Annotated in this window: 14 protein-coding genes, 1 tRNA gene and 1 riboswitch; of the genes, 1 reads left to right on the top strand and 14 read right to left on the bottom strand. The window is 73.7% G+C overall.

What is annotated here, in order from left to right:
- Positions 1-10 precede the first annotated feature (10 nt).
- The 14 genes from ACH4SE_RS06095 to ACH4SE_RS06030 form a co-directional block, all read right to left on the bottom strand.
- Positions 11-1600 carry a flavin monoamine oxidase family protein gene (locus ACH4SE_RS06095; protein ID WP_398542075.1) on the bottom strand — a complete coding sequence of 530 codons (1590 nt, stop codon included), beginning with the start codon at positions 1598-1600 and terminating at the stop codon, positions 11-13.
- 322 nt (positions 1601-1922) lie between these two features.
- A tRNA-Leu gene (locus ACH4SE_RS06090) sits at positions 1923-2005 on the bottom strand.
- 202 nt (positions 2006-2207) lie between these two features.
- Positions 2208-3524 (bottom strand): class I SAM-dependent methyltransferase, encoded by a 1317-nt coding sequence (locus ACH4SE_RS06085; protein ID WP_398542074.1) that lies wholly within the window; start codon positions 3522-3524, stop codon positions 2208-2210.
- A gap of 246 nt (positions 3525-3770) precedes the next feature.
- Positions 3771-5156 (bottom strand): NAD(P)/FAD-dependent oxidoreductase, encoded by a 1386-nt coding sequence (locus ACH4SE_RS06080; protein WP_398542073.1) that lies wholly within the window; start codon positions 5154-5156, stop codon positions 3771-3773.
- 295 nt (positions 5157-5451) lie between these two features.
- On the bottom strand, positions 5452-6438 hold the full coding sequence (locus tag ACH4SE_RS06075) for an exopolyphosphatase (protein WP_398542072.1): 987 nt from the start codon (positions 6436-6438) through the stop codon (positions 5452-5454).
- Positions 6435-6974, bottom strand: a complete 540-nt coding sequence (locus tag ACH4SE_RS06070) for a DUF501 domain-containing protein (protein WP_398542071.1) — start codon at positions 6972-6974, stop codon at positions 6435-6437. Before ACH4SE_RS06070 ends, ACH4SE_RS06075 begins: the two co-directional genes overlap by 4 nt.
- A 92-nt stretch (positions 6975-7066) precedes the next feature.
- Positions 7067-7591 (bottom strand): septum formation initiator family protein, encoded by a 525-nt coding sequence (locus ACH4SE_RS06065; protein WP_398542070.1) that lies wholly within the window; start codon positions 7589-7591, stop codon positions 7067-7069.
- Between the two features lie 147 nt (positions 7592-7738).
- Positions 7739-9019 carry a phosphopyruvate hydratase gene (gene eno / locus ACH4SE_RS06060; RefSeq protein WP_398542069.1) on the bottom strand — a complete coding sequence of 427 codons (1281 nt, stop codon included), beginning with the start codon at positions 9017-9019 and terminating at the stop codon, positions 7739-7741.
- 186 nt (positions 9020-9205) lie between these two features.
- Positions 9206-9892 carry a transglycosylase family protein gene (locus tag ACH4SE_RS06055; RefSeq protein ID WP_398542068.1) on the bottom strand — a complete coding sequence of 229 codons (687 nt, stop codon included), beginning with the start codon at positions 9890-9892 and terminating at the stop codon, positions 9206-9208.
- A 5-nt stretch (positions 9893-9897) separates the two neighbouring features.
- A riboswitch (cyclic di-AMP (ydaO/yuaA leader) is annotated at positions 9898-10039 on the bottom strand.
- A 396-nt stretch (positions 10040-10435) separates the two neighbouring features.
- Entirely contained in the window at positions 10436-11512 is a 1077-nt protein-coding gene (locus tag ACH4SE_RS06050; RefSeq protein ID WP_398542067.1) for a transglycosylase family protein, read from the bottom strand.
- 136 nt (positions 11513-11648) lie between these two features.
- Positions 11649-12926: a cytochrome P450 gene (locus ACH4SE_RS06045; RefSeq protein WP_398542066.1), complete on the bottom strand. Its 1278-nt coding sequence runs from the start codon at positions 12924-12926 to the stop codon at positions 11649-11651.
- A 112-nt stretch (positions 12927-13038) separates the two neighbouring features.
- Positions 13039-14100 (bottom strand): nucleoside triphosphate pyrophosphohydrolase, encoded by a 1062-nt coding sequence (locus tag ACH4SE_RS06040; RefSeq protein WP_398542065.1) that lies wholly within the window; start codon positions 14098-14100, stop codon positions 13039-13041.
- A gap of 34 nt (positions 14101-14134) precedes the next feature.
- Positions 14135-14791: a SurA N-terminal domain-containing protein gene (locus tag ACH4SE_RS06035; protein ID WP_398542064.1), complete on the bottom strand. Its 657-nt coding sequence runs from the start codon at positions 14789-14791 to the stop codon at positions 14135-14137.
- A gap of 158 nt (positions 14792-14949) precedes the next feature.
- Complete coding sequence (locus ACH4SE_RS06030) at positions 14950-15726, bottom strand: HNH endonuclease family protein (protein ID WP_398542063.1); 777 nt, start codon at positions 15724-15726, stop codon at positions 14950-14952.
- A gap of 283 nt (positions 15727-16009) precedes the next feature.
- Here ACH4SE_RS06030 and ACH4SE_RS06025 point away from each other — a divergent pair, with 283 nt between their 5' ends.
- Complete coding sequence (locus ACH4SE_RS06025; RefSeq protein WP_398542062.1) at positions 16010-17560, top strand: DUF2079 domain-containing protein; 1551 nt, start codon at positions 16010-16012, stop codon at positions 17558-17560.
- The last annotated feature ends 19 nt before the right edge of the window (positions 17561-17579 follow it).

Raw genomic sequence — 17579 nt, 5'->3', positions numbered from 1 at the left:
GCCGCGCCCGTCAGGCCAGGACGCGCTGGTGGATCGCGGTGACGGCACTGCGCGCCGAACTGAAGGCACCGTGCTGCCAGGCGTCCATGTAGCTGAGCCAGTCGCCCGCGAAGTGCACGCGGCCCGACGGCTGGGTCAGCGGCTTGTAGCGGGGGTGGTCCGGTCCGCCGGGCGTGCTGTGCCAGGCGGCCTCCTGGTAGGGGAACTGCCGCCAGTGGTGCGAGAAGGAGCTGGCCAGTTCGCTGCGGTACTTCTCGCCGTAGATCTTCACGCCCGCCGCCACGGCGCGCGCCTCGCGCTCCCCGGGGGACAGCGGGGCGTAGGAGTCGGCGTTGGCCCCGGTGTTGTAGTAGCCGATGAGCACACCGCGCTCCCCGTGGAAGCCGTAGGACGGGTGCCAGATGTGGGTGACGTCGAGATCGGTCTCGGTGATGCCGCCGTAGATGCGGTGGTCGGTCTCCCACCACCGCGAGCGGTACTCCAGGCCGATCTTGCCCGCCGAGGACGGTGTGATCGCCTCCAGGGCCGTCTGGACGCCGCTGCCGAGGTTGTGCGGCACCTTGGCGAGGATGTTCGGCGGCATGGCCGCCACGCAGTAGTCCGCCTCGATCGCCCGGGGGCGCCCGCCCTGGGTGTACGCCACGCGCACGCCGTCGCCCTTGTCCGTCACCTGCGTGACGGCGCAGCCGGTGAGGATCTTCCGGTTGCCGATCGCCTCGGCCAGCGCGTGCGGTATGCGGTCCATCCCGCCGACCGGCTGGAACATCAGCATGGCCTGGTCGAATTCGAATTCGAAGGCGAAGTAGCGCCCGACCCCGCTGGCGAAGATCTCCGAGGCGCTGGGCACGTCGCCGGCGACGACACCCGGCGTGCCGGCGGCGCCGGGCCACACGCTGTAGCCGCGGCGGGAACTGCCGGTGTATTCCAGGGTGTTTCCGAGGTCGCCGTAGTCCTTGAGGAATTCCGTCAGCCGCTCGCGGTCGTCGCTGCTCAGCGCGCGGTCGAGGGCGCCCTGATCGGAGGCCTTGGCGAGCAGTTCCGTGACGTAGCCGAAGACGTCGGCCTTGGCGGCGCGGTAGCGCATCGGCCCGGTCATGCCGGCCGACTCGTTGTAGAGGTAGGTGTCGGCGTTGACGTTGGTGAAGACCTCGATCGGGACGCCGAGCTCGCGGCAGTAGTCGAGGGTGATCATCCACTGGGCGATGCGGGCGGGCCCGGCGTTCATGTACTGGCCGGCGGAGAAGCGGGCCGTCTGCCGGTGGCCGTAGAGGTCGGTGGTGGTGTCGCCGCCGCGGACGGTGAAGTTGCGGCCGCCGGGCCGGTCGCGGGCCTCCAGGACCGTACAGCGGTAGCCGGCCTTGCCGAGTTCGTAGGCGGTGGCGAGGCCCGCGATGCCGCCGCCGAGCACGACCACGGAGGCCGCGGCTCTGCCGGTGAGGCTGAAGTCGCCCGGGCGTGGCGCGCGGTAGGCCGCCTCGCGGGCGGCCGCCGCCTGTGCGGTGGTCGTGAGGCCGAGCGCCCCCATGGTGGCGAGCATCGCGCCGGCGCCGCCCGTCGCGCCGACGGCACGCAGAAACGCACGTCGATTGAGCTGGGTCATCTGCCATGTCCCCTTTCGCTGCTGGCGCAGCGGACTTTCGCAAGCGCGGGTTACGCGTGATCGCGCAGCGCGTGTCGCGGGGGTAAGGGGAAGCTCCGCTCCATATGCTCAGGAGCAGTTCAGCGCGGGTTCAGTGGCGCGCGCCGGAACGGCGGTATGCGACGGCGCGGCAGTATGCGCCGCCTTCGGTAAAAGGCGCATGACGCGCGTGATGCGAGGAAAGACCGGACACGACGGCATACGCGGGCGGGCGCGGTGGCATATGCCCCGCCGGAACCACGTGTTCCGGCCGACTCGCAGGCCTGCCACCCGTAAGGTGAAGTGCCCGGAGCCGGACTTGAACCGGCACGCCCACATGGGGCAGCGAGGTTTAAGCTCGCCGTGTCTGCGTTCCACCATCCGGGCCGGCGGGGCGCAGAGAAAAGCGTATCGGGGTCGGCGGATCCCAACAGGGCGCCTAACTAGTCATGTTGTCTTATTTTAGAGGCTACTGACGGTGGTTCATTGGCTTCGGCGCGACACATCGGCAGGACAGAGCAGCCCTTACAGGGCCATGGTTGCCCCGCACAAGTGACGCGAAATCGCCCTTGGCGCGCCTTGCGCCGCCTTACGAGAGCCAATCCGAACGGGTGCGCGGCATTTCGGAACCGCCGTCCTCCGCCGTGCGCACGGCGAGCACCTGGTTGACGCCGATCCGGTTGCGCTCGAAGGCCAGCGCGGAGGCTGCCATGTACAGCTGCCACACCCTGGCCCGCCCGGGCGCGACCAGCCGCACCGCCTGCCGCCAGTTCTCCTCCAGGTTGGTCACCCAGGCGCGCAGCGTGCGCCCGTAGTGCTCGCGCAGCGCCTCCACGTCGCGCACCTCGAAGCCGGCCTCCTCCAGCCGGGAGACGGTCGCCCCCACCGGTGCCAGCTCGCCGTCCGGGAAGACGTAGCGGTCGATGAACTCGTCGACGCGGTAGGCCGCCTCGTCGCCCAGCGGGCGGCGGGCGATCTGGTGGTTGAGCAGCCCGCCGCCCGGCCGCAGCAGACCGTGCAGGATGCGCGCGTACTCCAGGTAGCGCTCGCTGCCGACGTGCTCGGCCATGCCGATGGACGAGATCGCGTCGAAGGGCCCGTCCGCGACGTCCCGGTAGTCCTGCACCCGGATCTCGACCAGGTCGTCGAGCCCGGCCTCCGCGACACGCTTGCGGGCGAACTCCGCCTGCTCCACGGACAGCGTGACGCCCGTGGCCCGTACCCCGTAGTGCTCGGCGGCGTGGATCACCATCGAGCCCCAGCCGCAGCCGACGTCCAGCAGCCGCCGGCCCTCGCGCAGGCCCAGCTTGCGGCACACCAGGTCGAGCTTGGCGGTCTGCGCCTGCTCCAGCGTGGTGCCCTCGTCCGCCCACACCGCGCACGAGTAGACCATGCTCGGGCCCAGCACGAGGGCGTAGAAGTCGTTGCCGACGTCGTAGTGGTGCGAGATGGCGGCACGGTCGCGGCGCCTGGTGTGCGCCGGGCCCGAGCGCGGACCCACCTCCTCGGGCGGCGGCGCGGGCGGCAGTCCCGGTCCCGTGAGGGCCAGGACGCTGCGGACCAGCCGGTAGGTGGCGGGGCGGCGCAGCACCTCCAGGGCGTGACGCGCACCGGAGGGGGCTCCCGCGGCGGGCTCGGGGCGCTCCCAGAACAGGCCGGAGAGCCGGTCGAGGGCCTCGTACAGGTCGCCCTCCACGGTGAGGTCGCCGGCCACCCAGGCGCGGGCCAGGCCGAGTTCACCGGGCCGCCACAGGATGCGCCGCAGCGCGCGGCGGCGGCGGAGGACGAGAGCGGGGGCGCCGGGCGGCCCGGCCTCGCTGCCGTCCCAGGCACGCACACGCAGCGGGAACGGCCGGGAGAGGACGTTTTCGGCGAGGTCGATGATTCTCGGAGCCGCGTCAGCCATGCATCTGAGCGTACGACTGCGGCCGCGGGAAATCGCCGTCCCGCCGCAAATCTACGTTGCGGATACACGCACATAGCCCGGACGGCGGTTGCCGGGCGCCCGCGGGGGCCGTGGGCCGCGCCCGCGGGGGCCGCGGCGGCCGCCTGCACGACAACGCCGTGCGGGCGCCCGCACCACGGATGGCGGGCGCCCGCACGGCGTCTGCTGGTGCCCGGTGGCGTCCGTTGCCGGCGCCGCCGGGGGGTGTCAGGCCGCGCCGGCCTTCTCGGCGGCGGCCTTCGGCTGCTCGGGCACGGCGGCGGGCGCCGGAGCCGGGCGGGCGGCCTCGTAGAACTCCTCGCGGGGGTTCTCGATGGCGCCGAGCGAGACGACCTCGCGCTTGAGGAACATCCCGAGCGTCCAGTCGGCGAAGACCCGGATCTTGCGGTTCCAGGTCGGCACCGCCATGCCGTGGTAACCGCGGTGCATGTACCAGGCGAGGCGGCCCTTGACCTTGATCTTCGCCTTGCCGAAGACGATCATCGCGACGCCCTTGTGCAGCCCGAGACCCGCGACCGCACCCTTGTTGGCGTGCTTGTAGTCCTGCTGCGGGAAGCCCCGCATGCCCGACACCACGTTGTCGCCGAGCACCTTGGCCTGGCGCAGCGCGTGCTGCGCGTTCGGCGGGCACCAGGCGCCCTCGCCCGCGGCGAGGTCGGGGATCTGCGCGTTGTCGCCGGCGGCCCAGATGTAGTCGGTGCCGCGCACCTGGAGGGTCGGAGCGGTGTCCACGTGGCCGCGCGGGCCGAGCGGCAGGCCGAACTTCGCCAGCGCCGGGTTCGGCTTCACGCCGGCCGTCCACACGATGGTGGAGGCGTCGACCTCGAGGCCGTTGGCGAGCACCACGTGCTTGTCGACGCAGGAGGTCATCGACGTCTGGAGGTAGACCTCGATGCCGCGCTCCTTGAGGTGCTCCAGGCCCCACTTGCCCAGCTGCGGGCCGACCTCGGGGAGGATCTTGTCCGCGGCGTCGACGAGGATGAAGCGCATGTCCTCGCGCTTGACGTTCGGGTAGTACTTGGCGGCGTCGCGCGCCATGTCCTCGACCTCGCCGATGGTCTCCGCACCCGCGAAGCCGCCGCCGACGAAGACGAAGGTGAGCGCCTTGCGGCGGATCTCCTCGTCCGTGGTGGAGTCGGCCTTGTCGAGCTGCTCCAGCACGTGGTTGCGCAGCCCGATCGCCTCCTCGACACCCTTCATGCCGATGCCGTTCTCGGCCAGGCCCGGGATCGGGAAGGTCCGGGAGACCGCGCCGAGCGCCATCACCAGGTAGTCGAAGGGCAGCTCGTAGGACTCGCCGACGAGCGGTTCGACCGTGGCGACCTTGCGGTCCTGGTCGATGTCGACGACCCGCCCGGTCAGCACCTCGGCCCCGGGCAGCACGCGCCGCAGCGGGACGACGACGTGACGCGGGGAGATGCTGCCTGCTGCCGTCTCGGGAAGGAAGGGCTGGTACGTCATGTACGAGCGCGGGTCGACGACCGTGACGGTCGCCTCGCCGTACCGCATCTTCTTCAGGATGCGGCGCGCCGCGTACAGGCCGACGTAACCGCCGCCTACTACGAGGATCCGTGGACGCTCCGTGGTGCTCATGCATCCGAGTATCCAGCACCCCGCGGGGGGCACCTCGTGAGCCCCTTCACAAGGACCTGGAGACCCTGTGCTACCCTGCGCGGTTTCGCGACCAGGTGCGACGCACCCGCCGGCCGGCCCCGCCGCCGCCGCTCCCCCACCCCGGGCGCTGATCAGCACCGATCGTGCGGCGTCCACCCCGCGGCCCCGCAGCCGTCACACCGCAGGAACCCGCCGCTGCCAACGATTCCCGGGGCATCGGACGTCCGTGCCTTGGAAAATCGGGCCGCGAGGCGGGAACTTCATGTGAAGAGTTTCACAAAGGTTTTCCGGCGCCCTGCTCCGCGGCGCTGAAGGCGATGCCGTCGAGGATGTCGTGCTCGCTCACCACGACCTCCGCGGCGCCCGTCCGCTCCATGATCCGCAGCAGCACCAGAGCCCCCGCGGCGATCACGTCGACGCGCCCCTCGTGGATGACGGCGAGGGCCGCGCGCTCGGCGTGGGTGGACGCCAGCAGCATCCCCGCGACCGCCCTGACCTGCGCGAGCGTGATCCTGGAGTGGTGGATCACGGCCGAGTCGTACGCCTCCAGGCCGAGCGCGAGCGCGGCGACCGTGGTGACCGAGCCGGCCAGCCCGACCAGCGTACGGGCGCGCTCCAGCGGCACCGTCCGGGAGGCCGCGTCCAGACCGGCGTCGATGTCGGCCGTCATCGCCGCGACGATCTCCGCGGACGGCGGGTCCACCGGCCGTCCCTCGCGCACGACGTGACGCTCCGTCATCCGCACGCAGCCCACGTCCACCGAGCGGGCCGCCTCCACGCGCTCCGCGCCCAGCACGAACTCGGTCGAGCCGCCGCCGATGTCGACCACCAGGTACGGCGTCAGCAGACCGTGCCCGCCGGTCAGTTCGCGGGTGGCGCCGGTGAAGGACAGCGCGGCCTCCTGGTCGCCGGTGACGACCTCGGGCTCGACGCCCAGCAGCTCGCGCACGCCGCGCACGAAGTCGTCGCGGTTCTCCGCGTCGCGCGAGGCGGAGGTGGCCACGAAGCGGATCCGCTCGGCGGGCACCCCGTGCTCGCGGATGACTCCGGCGTACTCGCGGCAGGCCGCGAAGGTGCGCTCCAGCGCCTCGGGCGCGAGCCGTCCGGTGCGGTCGACGCCCTGGCCGAGCCGGACGATGCGCATGCGCCGGTCCAGGTCGCGCAGGGTGCCGGTGGCCGGGTCGACGTCGGCGACCAGCAGCCGGATCGAGTTGGTGCCGCAGTCGACGGCGGCGACCCGGGTCGTCGTGGGGGCGGTCATGAGGACGTCTCCTGCCGGTCGTCGCGGTCTTCTCCCGGGAGCGGGACGCACGGGCCCTTGGCCCACCACTCGGGCAGCATCGCGAGCGCCTCGTCGCCCAGCGGGTTGACGCCCGGTCCCGCGGCCAGCGCGTGGCCCACGAGCACGTGCAGGCACTTGACCCGGTCCGGCATGCCGCCCGCGCTCGGGAAGCCCGCCAGCACCTCGATCGCGTCACGGCGGGCGATGTAGTCCTCGTGCGCGGCGCGGTAGGCCGCGGCCAGCTCCGGGTCCTCGGCCAGGCGGGCGGTCATCGTCTTCATGACGCCGTCGGCCTCCAGCGTGCCGATCGCCGAGGCGGCCCGCGGGCAGGTCAGGTAGTACAGCGTCGGGAAGGGCGTGCCGTCCTCCAGCCGCGGCTGGGTCTCGACGACGTCCGGGTTGCCGCAGGGGCAGCGGTGCGCGACCGCGCGCAGGCCGCGCGGCGGGCGGCCCAGCTGCGCCTGGACGGCGGCTGCGTCCTCGGGGGTCGCGGGAGGGTGCTCTGAGGGGTTCATGTGCCGTTTCTCGTCTCGGGGGCCGTACGGCCGTGGGGCCGGGCGGACGTGTGCGCCGCGAGGGCGGGCCGTACCGCTTTCCGGAGCAGGCCTCAGCGGCCGGGCGTCGCCGCGGCGTCGGCGTGGTCGACGCCGTCCCAGAGGTTCGCGTACCAGGGCCGGTGGGCGGCTGCCGCCGCCTGTCCGCCCGCGTCGCCCGGGGAGCCCGCGCCGCGGTTGTGCGCGCCCGGCGCACCGGCGGAGGGCGTGGGGGCGGCCACCGAGTAGCCGTCCTCGCCGGGCATCACGTAGTGGAGCTGCTCGCGCGCCTGGGTGCGGACGTACTCCGGGTCCTGCCAGCGGGCCTTCTCCTCGCGCAGCTGCTCGACCCTCTTCTTCGCCTGCTGCGCCTCGCGGCGCTGGTCGGCGATGTCGGAACGCTGCGCGATGTACTGCCGGGTCGGGTAGGCGAGGGCGATCACCAGGGCGCACAGCACGAGCGCGAGCAGCGCCGCCCGCCCGGTCAGCCGGCCCGGCCGGCCGGGTCTGCGGGCCGCCGCGGCGCGGTAGACCCGCGCCTGTGCCTCCTGCCCGATGGCCTTGAGCCGGGCAGCGGTGGAGAACCGGTCCGACGCCACGCCGTCGCTCCCCTCGTACGTCCCTCGGACTCGCGTCCCTCGCAGGGGACGCTACCGCCCCTGGGAGGAACATACTGTCCCCTCGCCCGTACGCGTGTACGTCCCCGCCGGTGGGAGGGCACCGGACGGGGACGCGGCGCGTGGTGTTCAGCCCTTGAAGCGCGGGAAGGCGCTGCGGCCGGCGTAGACCGCGGCGTCGTCCAGGATCTCCTCGATGCGCAGGAGCTGGTTGTACTTGGCGACGCGCTCGGAGCGGGCCGGGGCGCCGGTCTTGATCTGGCCGCAGTTGGTGGCGACGGCTAGGTCGGCGATGGTGACGTCCTCGGTCTCGCCGGAGCGGTGCGACATCATGCACTTGTAGCCGCTGCGCTGGGCCAGCTCGACGGCGTCCATCGTCTCGGTGAGCGAGCCGATCTGGTTGACCTTCACCAGCAGGGCGTTGGCCGTGCCGCTGTCGATGCCCTTCTGCAGGCGCTCCGGGTTGGTGACGAACAGGTCGTCGCCCACCAGCTGCACCTTGGCGCCGAGCTGGTCGGTGATGGTCTTCCAGCCGTCCCAGTCGTCCTCGAACAGCGGGTCCTCGATGGAGACCAGCGGGTAGGCCTCGACCAGCTCCGCGTAGTACTCGGTCATCTCGGCGGCCGAGCGCGACTTGCCCTCGAACGCGTAGGAGCCGTCCTTGTAGAACTCGGAGGCGGCGACGTCGAGCGCGAGCGCGATGTCCTGGCCGGGGGTGTAGCCGGCCTGCTTGACGGCCTCGATGATCAGGTCGAGCGCCTCGCGGTTGGAGCCGAGGTTCGGCGCGAAACCGCCCTCGTCGCCCAGACCGGTGGACAGGCCGCGGGCCTTCAGCACGCCCTTGAGGGTGTGGTAGACCTCGGCGCCCCAGCGCAGCGCCTCGGAGAACGACTCCGCGCCGATCGGCGCGATCATGAACTCCTGGATGTCGACGTTGGAGTCCGCGTGCGAGCCGCCGTTGAGGATGTTCATCATCGGGACGGGCAGGACGTGCGCGTTCGGGCCGCCCAGGTAGCGGAAGAGCGGCAGGTCGGAGGCCTCGGACGCGGCGTGCGCGACGGCCAGCGACACGCCGAGGATGGCGTTGGCGCCGAGCGAGGACTTGTCGGGCGTGGCGTCCAGGTCGAACATCGCCTGGTCGATCAGCCGCTGCTCGGTGGCGTCGTAGCCGACGAGCTCCGGGCCGATCTGCTCGATCACGGCGAGGACGGCCTTCTCGACGCCCTTGCCCTGGTAGCGGTTCTTGTCGCCGTCGCGGAGTTCGAGGGCCTCGAAGGCGCCGGTGGAGGCGCCGGACGGAACGGCGGCCCGGCCGGTGCTGCCGTCGTCGAGGCCGACCTCGACCTCGACGGTGGGGTTGCCTCGCGAGTCGAGGATTTCCCGGGCTACGACGACGTCGATGGACGGCACGTTGTCTCCTTCTGAGATGTCTTCGCGTTTTTCCGGGACGAGCCTAACCGGCTCACGTCCCCGGGCCGGTCGTCGGCCCGGCCCCTGAGACGGAAAACCGGCCGGGCGCGCGGGCGCCGCGAGGCGCGCCGCGCGTCCGGCCGGCCGGTGAGGGCGCGCGGGGCCCACCCGCCCCGCGCCCCGGGATCAGCCGAGGCGCAGGTGCTGGCCCGGGTAGATCAGGTTGGCGTCCTTGACGACGTCCTTGTTGAGCTGGAAGAGCTTGTGCCATCCGCCCTTGACGTGGTGGCTCGCGGCGATCCGGGAGAGCGTGTCGCCGGAGACGACCGTGTACGAGCCCTTCGCGCCGTGCCGCTGCCAGTCGGTCGCGGTGTGCCCGGCGGGCTTGGCGGTCTTCTTGGCCGGGGTGCTCTTGGCGGTGCCGGTCTTCGTGGTGGTCTTCGCCGAGCCGGAGCTGCTGGAGCCGGCCGACGAGGAGGACGAGCCGCCGGGGTTGACGTCGGGGGCCGGGCCGCCCGCGGTCAGGCCGCCGGCCGAGGCGCACGCCCAGGCGCCGGGGCCCTGCAGGGCGAGGAGCTTCTCGGCGACCGCGATCTGCTGGTCCTTGGTGGCCAGGTCGGCGCGCTGCGCGTACTTCAGGCCGCCGGCCGCCTCCCAGCTGGACTGCGAGAACTGCAGGCCGCCGTAGTAGCCGTTGCCGGTGTTGATGTGCCAGTTGCCGCCGGACTCGCACTGCGCGACGGCGTCCCAGGTGGCCACGGAGGCGGCCGAGGAGGAGGTGGCGCCGATCAGCGGCGCGGCGACGGCGACGCCGGCAACACCGGCGAAAGTGGCGAATCGGACCATCTTCGAGGCACGACGGTGCTTACCCATGTGTGTATGTCCCTCACCGACGCCTGCGAGGTCAGCTGTCGGGTTCGGACGTGAGTTGCCCGGCCGGCACCGCGTGGGCGGTGCCCTGCTTCACCCCGAGCCGGATCCGTGGCGGCGGCGGCTTCCTCGCGGCGGCGCAGCGGGGCTGCGCGGCGACGTGCCGTCCGTTGCCGTGTATCCGGCGGAAAGACCGTGGGTCCCCCGCTCCTGCCTGCGGCGCTTTCGCGTCGGTTGCTCCCGTCGGGCGCGGCGGCAGGACTCGGCGTTCCGCTCCGGCGGGGCCCGCTGTGGCGAGCGATTAGACGTTAAGCACACCGGACCGGATTGAACAAACACTCGCGTTTCGGGCGCCAACTGCGGCCACGGCGTCGGAGGCTGGACGAATCCGCAGGTCGGGAGGCTGCGTCAGGGCGGGGCACGCGCGGCCGGTCACAGGTTCGAGGAGAGGCTTGTCACATCACCACAAGGAGCGTAAATCCCCTACGTCCTATTTGTCACCGACCCTGCGCGGCAGGGGATTTCGGGGCTCGCGAGCGGCGGAAATCAGCCCAGGTCGATGATCTGTCCAGGTTTGATGAGGTTTGGATCATCGCCGATCGCCTGGCGGTTGGCGTCGTAGAGGTGGAGCCAGCCTCCGGGGACGTCGTGCGCGGCCGCGATACCGGAGAGCGAGTCGCCGGCGCCGATCTCGTAGGTGTCCGCGGCCTGGTGCGAGGCGCTGTCCGAATTGCCGCTGTTGCCCTGGGTGTTGCCGGCCGCGCCGCTCCCCTGGCGCGCGTCCGCTTCCCCGTCCGCGTCCGGGACGACGGCGGTGGTGCGGGTACGGGTCGCGCGGTCGGCCGCGGCCAGTTCCTCGTCGGTGGGGCTGTACGGGCGCGCGTGGCGCCCGCTGCCGGTCGCGGGCGCGCCGGGGGTGGTGGACGCGGGCGGGGCGGAGGGGCCCGCGGGCGTGGCCGTGGAGCCGTCTGCGGGGGCACCCGGGTCGGTGGCGGTGGGGGCGGGGGTCTCCGCCGCGGGGGGCGCCGGAGTGGCGGTGCCGGTCTCGGGGGTGGTGGGGGTGGCCGGCGCCGTGGGGGTGGCGGCGGGAGCGCCGGGGGTGGTGGACGCGGGCGGCGCGGAGGGGTCGGCGGGCGTGGTGGGGGCCGGGGTGGCGGTCGAGCCGTCCGTGGCGCCGGTGCCGCCGTCGTCGGCGCTGCCGCCGCTGCCGTCGGCGTTGCCGTTGCCGTTGCCGTTGCCGTTGCCGTCCAGCAGGCCCGTGCCCAGCTCGCAGCCGGGGAAGGCGTCGGGGCCGAGGTCGGTGAGGATCCTCTCGGCGACCTTGATCTGGTGCGCCCGCGAGGCGAGGTCGGGCCGGGGAGCGTAGAGGAGGCCGCCGTAGCGGACCCACACGTCCTGCGTGAGGGACAGGCCGCCGAAGACGCCGTTGTGCGACGCGGCGTCCCACTGGCCGCCGCTCTCGCATATCGCGACCTTGTCCCAGGTGCCGCCGTCCGCGGCCTGCGCGGCTCCGGCGGCCGCGCCCAGCAGCGGCAGCGCGAGCCCCGCGCCGGTCGCCGCCATGGTCACCACCGCGGCAGGAGCCTGCCGGGGACGTCGGTGCCTGCCGTTGGCGGAGAGCATACGGTCGCCTTTCATCGGTGCCGTTGCGCGCAGCCTTCGCACGCCTCGCGTTGACCGCAGAACGTAGCGGGATTGGCCAACGGATCACAAGTCGATGTAGCGGCCGTCACGTCGCGGTCACGGGGCTGACGCCCGGTCAGCTGGACGGCCCCGCCTCGGGGGTGAAGGCCACCGGCAGCGTCCGCAGGCCGCGCATGATGAGGCCTCCGCGCCAGCGCAGATCGCCGGGATCGGCGGCGAGCCGCAGGTCGGGCAGCCGGGTGAGGAGTGTCGCGAGGGCCGTTCTGGCCTCCAGCCGGGCCAGCGGCGCGCCGAGGCAGTAGTGGATGCCGTGCCCGTAACCGAGATGCGGGTTGTCCCGGCGGGCGAGGTCGAGCCGGTCGGGGTCGGCGAAGCGCGCGGGATCGCGGTCGGCCGCCGCGAGGACCACGAGCACGGGGTCGCCCTGGGCGATCGGCACACCGCCGATCTCGACCGGCCGGGTGGCGTAGCGCCAGGTCGCCAGCTCGACCGGGCCGTCGTAGCGCAGGAGTTCCTCGATCCCGGTGTCGAGCAGCGCGTCGTCCCCCGACGTGACGGCCCGCTGGAGGGCGGCGCGCTGCTCCGGGTTGCGCAGCAGCGCGTAGGTGCCGTTGCCGATGAGGTTGACGGTCGTTTCGAAACCCGCGAACAGGAGCACGAAGCACATGGCCGCGGCCTCGTTCTCCGTCAGGTGCTCGCCGTGGTCCGAGGCCCGGATCAGACCGGCGATCAGGTCGTCGGGCGGCCCGCCGGCGGTGTCCGCGGCCAGTTCGGCGCGCTTGCGGTGGATCAGCTCCGTCAGGTAGGCGCGCATCCGCTTGACCGAGCGCGCGACGCCGCCGCGCGGGCCGCCGCCGTGCCGGATCATCATGCCGGCCCAGTCCCGGAAGTCGTCCTGGTCCTCGGCGGGCACGCCCAGCAGGTCGCAGATGGCGTAGATGGGGAGCGGGAAGGCGAACTCGTGGATCAGGTCCGCCTCGCCGCGCGCCGCGAAGCCGTCCACGAAACGGTCCGTCAGCTGCTGCACCCGGGTGCCGAAGCCCGCCACCCGGCGCGGGGTGAAGGCCTTGGAGACCAGGCGGCGCAGCCGGGTGTGGTCGGGCGGGTCGATGTTGAGCAGATGCGTCATCAGGTCGGCGCTGCGCTCACCGGGGATGCCGGTCTTGCCGCGCGCGCCGGGCGGCTCCGCGTGGTGCACCGGGTTCTTGCTCAGCCGGGGGTCCGCCAGCGCCTCGCGCGCGTCGGCGTACCGCGTGACGAGCCACGCCTCGACGCCGCTGGGCAGCGTCGTGCGGTGGACGGGGGCGTGCTCGCGCAGCCAGGCGTAGGCCGGGTAGGGGTCGGTGGCGAACTCCCAGGTGAAGAGCTCGGGCATGGCGGCGCCGTCGGTCATCCCCCGACCGTACGCGACCGCGCCGCCGTGCCGGGCGCCGCCCGTGCCGGTACCCGGCGCCGCCGGTGGATCCCCTGCGGCGCGGCGCCGGGCCCGGCCCGCGGCACGGCGGCTACGGCTTCCGGGACCCGTCCCGCGGGTGCCGGGCCTCGGACTCGGCAGTGCGTATCGCCGCGCGGTAGCGCCGCGCGGCGTGCCGCAGCGCCGCCTCCGGGTCGATGCCGGACGCCTGGGCGGCGGCGGCCTCGGCCAGCAGGTGGTCGCCGAGCGCGCTCTCGTCGTCGTAGAGCGGGGCGGGCGGGGTGACCGGCAGCGGGAGCCCGGCGTGCCGCGCCCTTCCGGCGAGCTTGGCGGCCAGCGCCAGCGCCGGGGAGGCGAGCGGCACCCCCTCCGTCACCGACTCGCGGGCCTTCTCGACACCCTTCAGCCGTATCCAGTTGGCCTGCACCTGCTCGGGCGTCTCGGCGGTCTCGTCGCCGAAGATGTGCGGGTGGCGGTGGATCAGCTTGTCGACCAGGCCGGCCGCCACGTCGTCGATACCGAACGGCTCGTCCGGATCCCCCTCGGCGATGGCGGCGTGGAAGACCACCTGGAGCAGCACGTCACCCAGCTCCTCGCGGACGGCTGTCCGGTCGCCCTCCTCGATCGCCTCGACCAGCTCGTACATCTCCTCGATGCCGTACGCGGCGAGGTCCTCGTGGGTGCGCAGGCTGCTCCACGGGCACTCGGCCCTGATCCGGTCCATCACCTGGACCAGGTCGAGCAGGCGGGCGCCGGGCAGGTCGTACGAGCCGGGCAGCAGCTCCAGGTCGGGCATCTCGACCCGGCCCGAACCGCCGAGCGCGGCCAGCTCCGCGGTCACCTCCCGGTCGCCCTCCCCGCCGCCCGCCGGCAGGTAGACCACCGTGCGGCCGCCGGCCGCCGCCTCCACCAGCTCCCGGCCGGTGGGCGCGGCGATCTCCACGCGGACCCCCGCCTCGTGCAGGAAGGGCAGCTGGGGATGCCCGGCGTCCGGGCACAGCACCCGGTCGGCGCCGCGCAGCGCCTGCCACGCGGGCCAGGACAGCTGCCCCGGGGCCACCCGGTGGCTGGTGGTGAGCAGGACCAGCCGGCCGGCGCCGCCCGCGGGGGCGTCGCCGGGAGCGGCGGTGGGGTCGGCAGCGGAGTCGTTCACTCCTCGAACGTACCGCGGGGGTCCGACAACGGCCTCACGCGGCGGGCGCCGCCGAGGCCGGGGTCTTCGTGATCACCCAGGCGTCGGAGGTGTCACCGATGCTGGCCTTCTTGCTGTCCCAGGTGCCGTAGCGCGGGTTGATCGTCACGCCGAGCTTGTCCGCGGTCCTGGTGAGGATGCCGACCAGGGCGGTCTGGCCGCCGTCGCTGCCGGGCTGGTAGCCGAGGCTGGAGATCAGCTTGCCGAGCAGCGCGTTCGTCCGGAAGTAGGTGTCGGCCTCGGCGGGCGCGATACCGAACTGCTGGAGCAGAGCGGCGTCCAGCGCCTTCTGGTTCCCGCCGAACTGCTGGAGGGCCGCCGCGTGGTCCTGCTGCGCCTCCCCCTCCGTGACCGTCACCCCGGCGTCCCGCGCGGCCCGTTCGATGACGGCGGTCTGCACGAGCATGGTCAGCGTCTGCGTCGACAGCTTGCCGCCGGAGGCGAGCAGCTGGGCGCCCTGCGGGGAGGCCTTCTGCGCCGCGCGCACCTGGTTGACCTTCGACTGGAGCGAGGCCACGGTGATCCGCTGGTCGCCCACCACGGCCGCGGCGCCGGTCCGGTCCGGGCCCGATCCGCACGCGGTCAGGGCGGGCGATGCCAGCAGCAGGGCTGCTGCGGCGATCGAGACGGCGGCGGTGCGGCGGCGGACCATGGGTGCCTCCCGGCAGGGGAACAAGCCTCACGATGCTGATGTGATGATCGAGCACGAGGATATTGATCCCGGGCCGCCGATATCCAGCACTCGGCACCACAGGATCCGCACAGCCCGCCTCCCGGGGCCGGTTTCCCGCCCCCGGGGCCGTGCGGCCCTCAGCCCGTGGGCAGCCGCTCGGCGGGGCATCCGCCGAGCACCTTGCGCATGGCGTCGCGTTCCGCGGACGTCACCCACAGGCCGTACTTCTTCTTCACCGCCACCTGCCGTGCCACGTAGGCGCAGCGGAAGGCGGTGTTCGGCGGCAGCCAGGTCGCGGTGTCGCCGTCGCTCTTGCGGCGGTTGGTGGAGGAGTCGACGGCCAGCAGGTTGAGCGGGTCGTTGGCGAAATCCCGGCGCTTGGAGACCGGCCACTGCTGGGCGCCCTTCTGCCAGGCGTCGGACAGGGCCACGGCGTGGTCGATGTCCACCTTGCTCGCACCGCGCCTGTACGTGACCCGCGTGCCCGTGTACGGGTCGGCGAGGACGCCGGCGGTGACGATGCACCGCTTGTCGCCGTCCCGGAAGGTCGTCTGCCGCAGGTCGCGCTTGAGTATGTCGTCGCGGGTGTCGCAGCCGTTGTGGTCGGTGTCGGCCCACGCGGCGCCGAAGCGGTCGCGTGAGTAGCCGGTCTTGGGGGCACGGCCCTTGACGGTCAGCCGGCCGGCCGCCGACAGCGCGCTGCCGGGCGCGCCCGCGGCGGGCGCCGGGGCACTGCCGGTCGCCGCGGGCGCGTTCGGGTCCTTGCAGCCGGCGAGTCCGCCGCCGAGGACGACGGCGAGGGCCGCGGCGCAGGCCACGGCCCGGGCGGCGGTGCGGGAGCGGCCGGGCGCGAGGGGTCCGCCGGCGGCGTCCGCCGTTCCGGGCCCGGCGGGCGGGGTGGTCGTGGGTGCCATGTGCGCCTCTCAGGGGTCCGGCCGGTACGGCGACCGGTGCGACGGGCGGAGGAACGGTCCGTCAACTGTCTTCCCCCGATGGCGCAGAGTACGGCCCGCGCCGCCTCCCCGGCCTACCGGGTTCCCCCGGGCGGCACGGCCGCGGAAGCTCCGGGCCCGTGTCGGCGTGCCGTCACCGGGACGCGCCGCTCGCGTCGCCAAGCTGGTAGCGCCCCGAACCGGGGCGAAAGGTGCATCCCGCGGGATCGCGGCAGGGCAGCCGAGGCGACGGAAGGACCGGCGTATGAGCGGCGACGGCAACGGCGGGCGGCACGGCGCGGACGCCATGCTCCCCGCCCAGGAGCCCGCAGGGGCGGCGGGGATCCCCGCGCCCGCGCACGGACCGGCCGCGGATGCCGCCGGCCGTGCGGCCGCGGCCCCGGTCCACGGGCGGCCGGGGCGGCCCGCCCCGCCCCGGCCCGACCCGTGGGTGCTCTCCGCCGGGTTCGCGGCCGTCTACGCGGCGCTGTCGCTGTCGCGCTACCGCCGGATGGCGACGATGTCCTGGGATCTGGGCATCTTCGAGCAGGCGGTGAAGGGCTACGCCCACCTGCACGCCCCGGTCGCCGATCTCAAGGGGCCCGGCTTCGACGAGCTCGGCGACCACTTCAGCCCGGTCGTCGCCCTGATCGCGCCCTTCTACCGGGTCTTCCCCACCACCGTGACGCTGCTCGTGGCGCAGGCGCTGCTGTTCGCCCTCTCGGTGGTCCCCGTGACGCGGGCGGCGGGCCTGCTGCTCGGGCGGGGCCCCGGACTCGCGCTGGGCGCCGCGTACGGGCTGTCCTGGGGTGTCCAGCGGGCCGTCGACTTCGACTTCCACGAGATCGCCTTCGCCGTTCCCCTGCTCGCCTTCTCGCTCGCGGCGGTGCTGCTGCGGCGCTGGACGGCGGCGATGCTGTGGGCGCTGCCGCTGGTCCTGGTCAAGGAGGACCTGGGGGCCGCGGTCGCGATGACCGGCGCTGTGGTGTGGCTGCGGGCCGGAGACGACACCCTGCGGGGCGCGGCCGGCGGCGGACGGGTCCGCCCGTGGGCGCTGCGGCTGGCGGCCTTCGGGATCGTCGCGTCGGCGTGGGAGATCGGCCGGCTCATCCCGCTCTTCCACGGCCCCGGTTACGACGCCTTCAACCACATCGACGGCGACGGCACGCTCACCGGCCACATCCCGGCGGTCACGGCGCTGCGCACGGTGCTGTGGGTGCTGCTGCCGGCCGGCGGGCTGCTCGCGCTGCGCTCCCCGCTGCTGCTGGTCGGACTGCCGACCCTGGGATGGCGCTTCGTCTCGCACTACCCCGAGAACTGGGGCACCGGCTGGCACTACAGCGCCGTGCTCATGCCCGTGGTCTTCCTCGCCGCCGCCGACGCCGCCGCCCTGGTCGCGGCCGCCGCGCCGGGCAGCCGCCACACGCCGCGGTGGCTGCGCGCGGCCGCCCGCGCGCTCCCCGCGGCTGCGCTCGGAGCGGCGGTCGCGCTCTCGGCCCAGCTTCCGGTCGCCGGGCTGACACACCTGGCCGCCTACCGGGTGGACGGCAGCACGCGGGCCGCCGAGCGCGCCCTCGCCCGCATCCCGGACGGCGCCACCGTGGAGGCCGACGTGGGGCCGATCAGTCGCCTCGTGCGGCGCACCACCGTCTACTGGGTCGGCCGGACCGGCGGCCGGATCCCGGACTACCTGGCCTTCGACAACCTCTCCGGCTGGCTCACCGACCCGCCCGGCTACGCCCGGCAGCTCCACCCGCAGGCGCGCTGGACCACGGTCGCCGACGCCGGCGGCTACGTGGTGCTGCGCCGCGAGTGACGCCGCCCCTCCGCCTCCG

It is taken from the genome of Streptomyces sp. NPDC020983 (genome assembly GCF_044333485.1).
Taxonomy (GTDB): Bacteria; Actinomycetota; Actinomycetes; order Streptomycetales; family Streptomycetaceae; genus Actinacidiphila.
The sequence above is the reverse complement of the archived record's forward strand: the minus strand, read 5'-3'. Positions and strand labels throughout refer to the sequence as shown.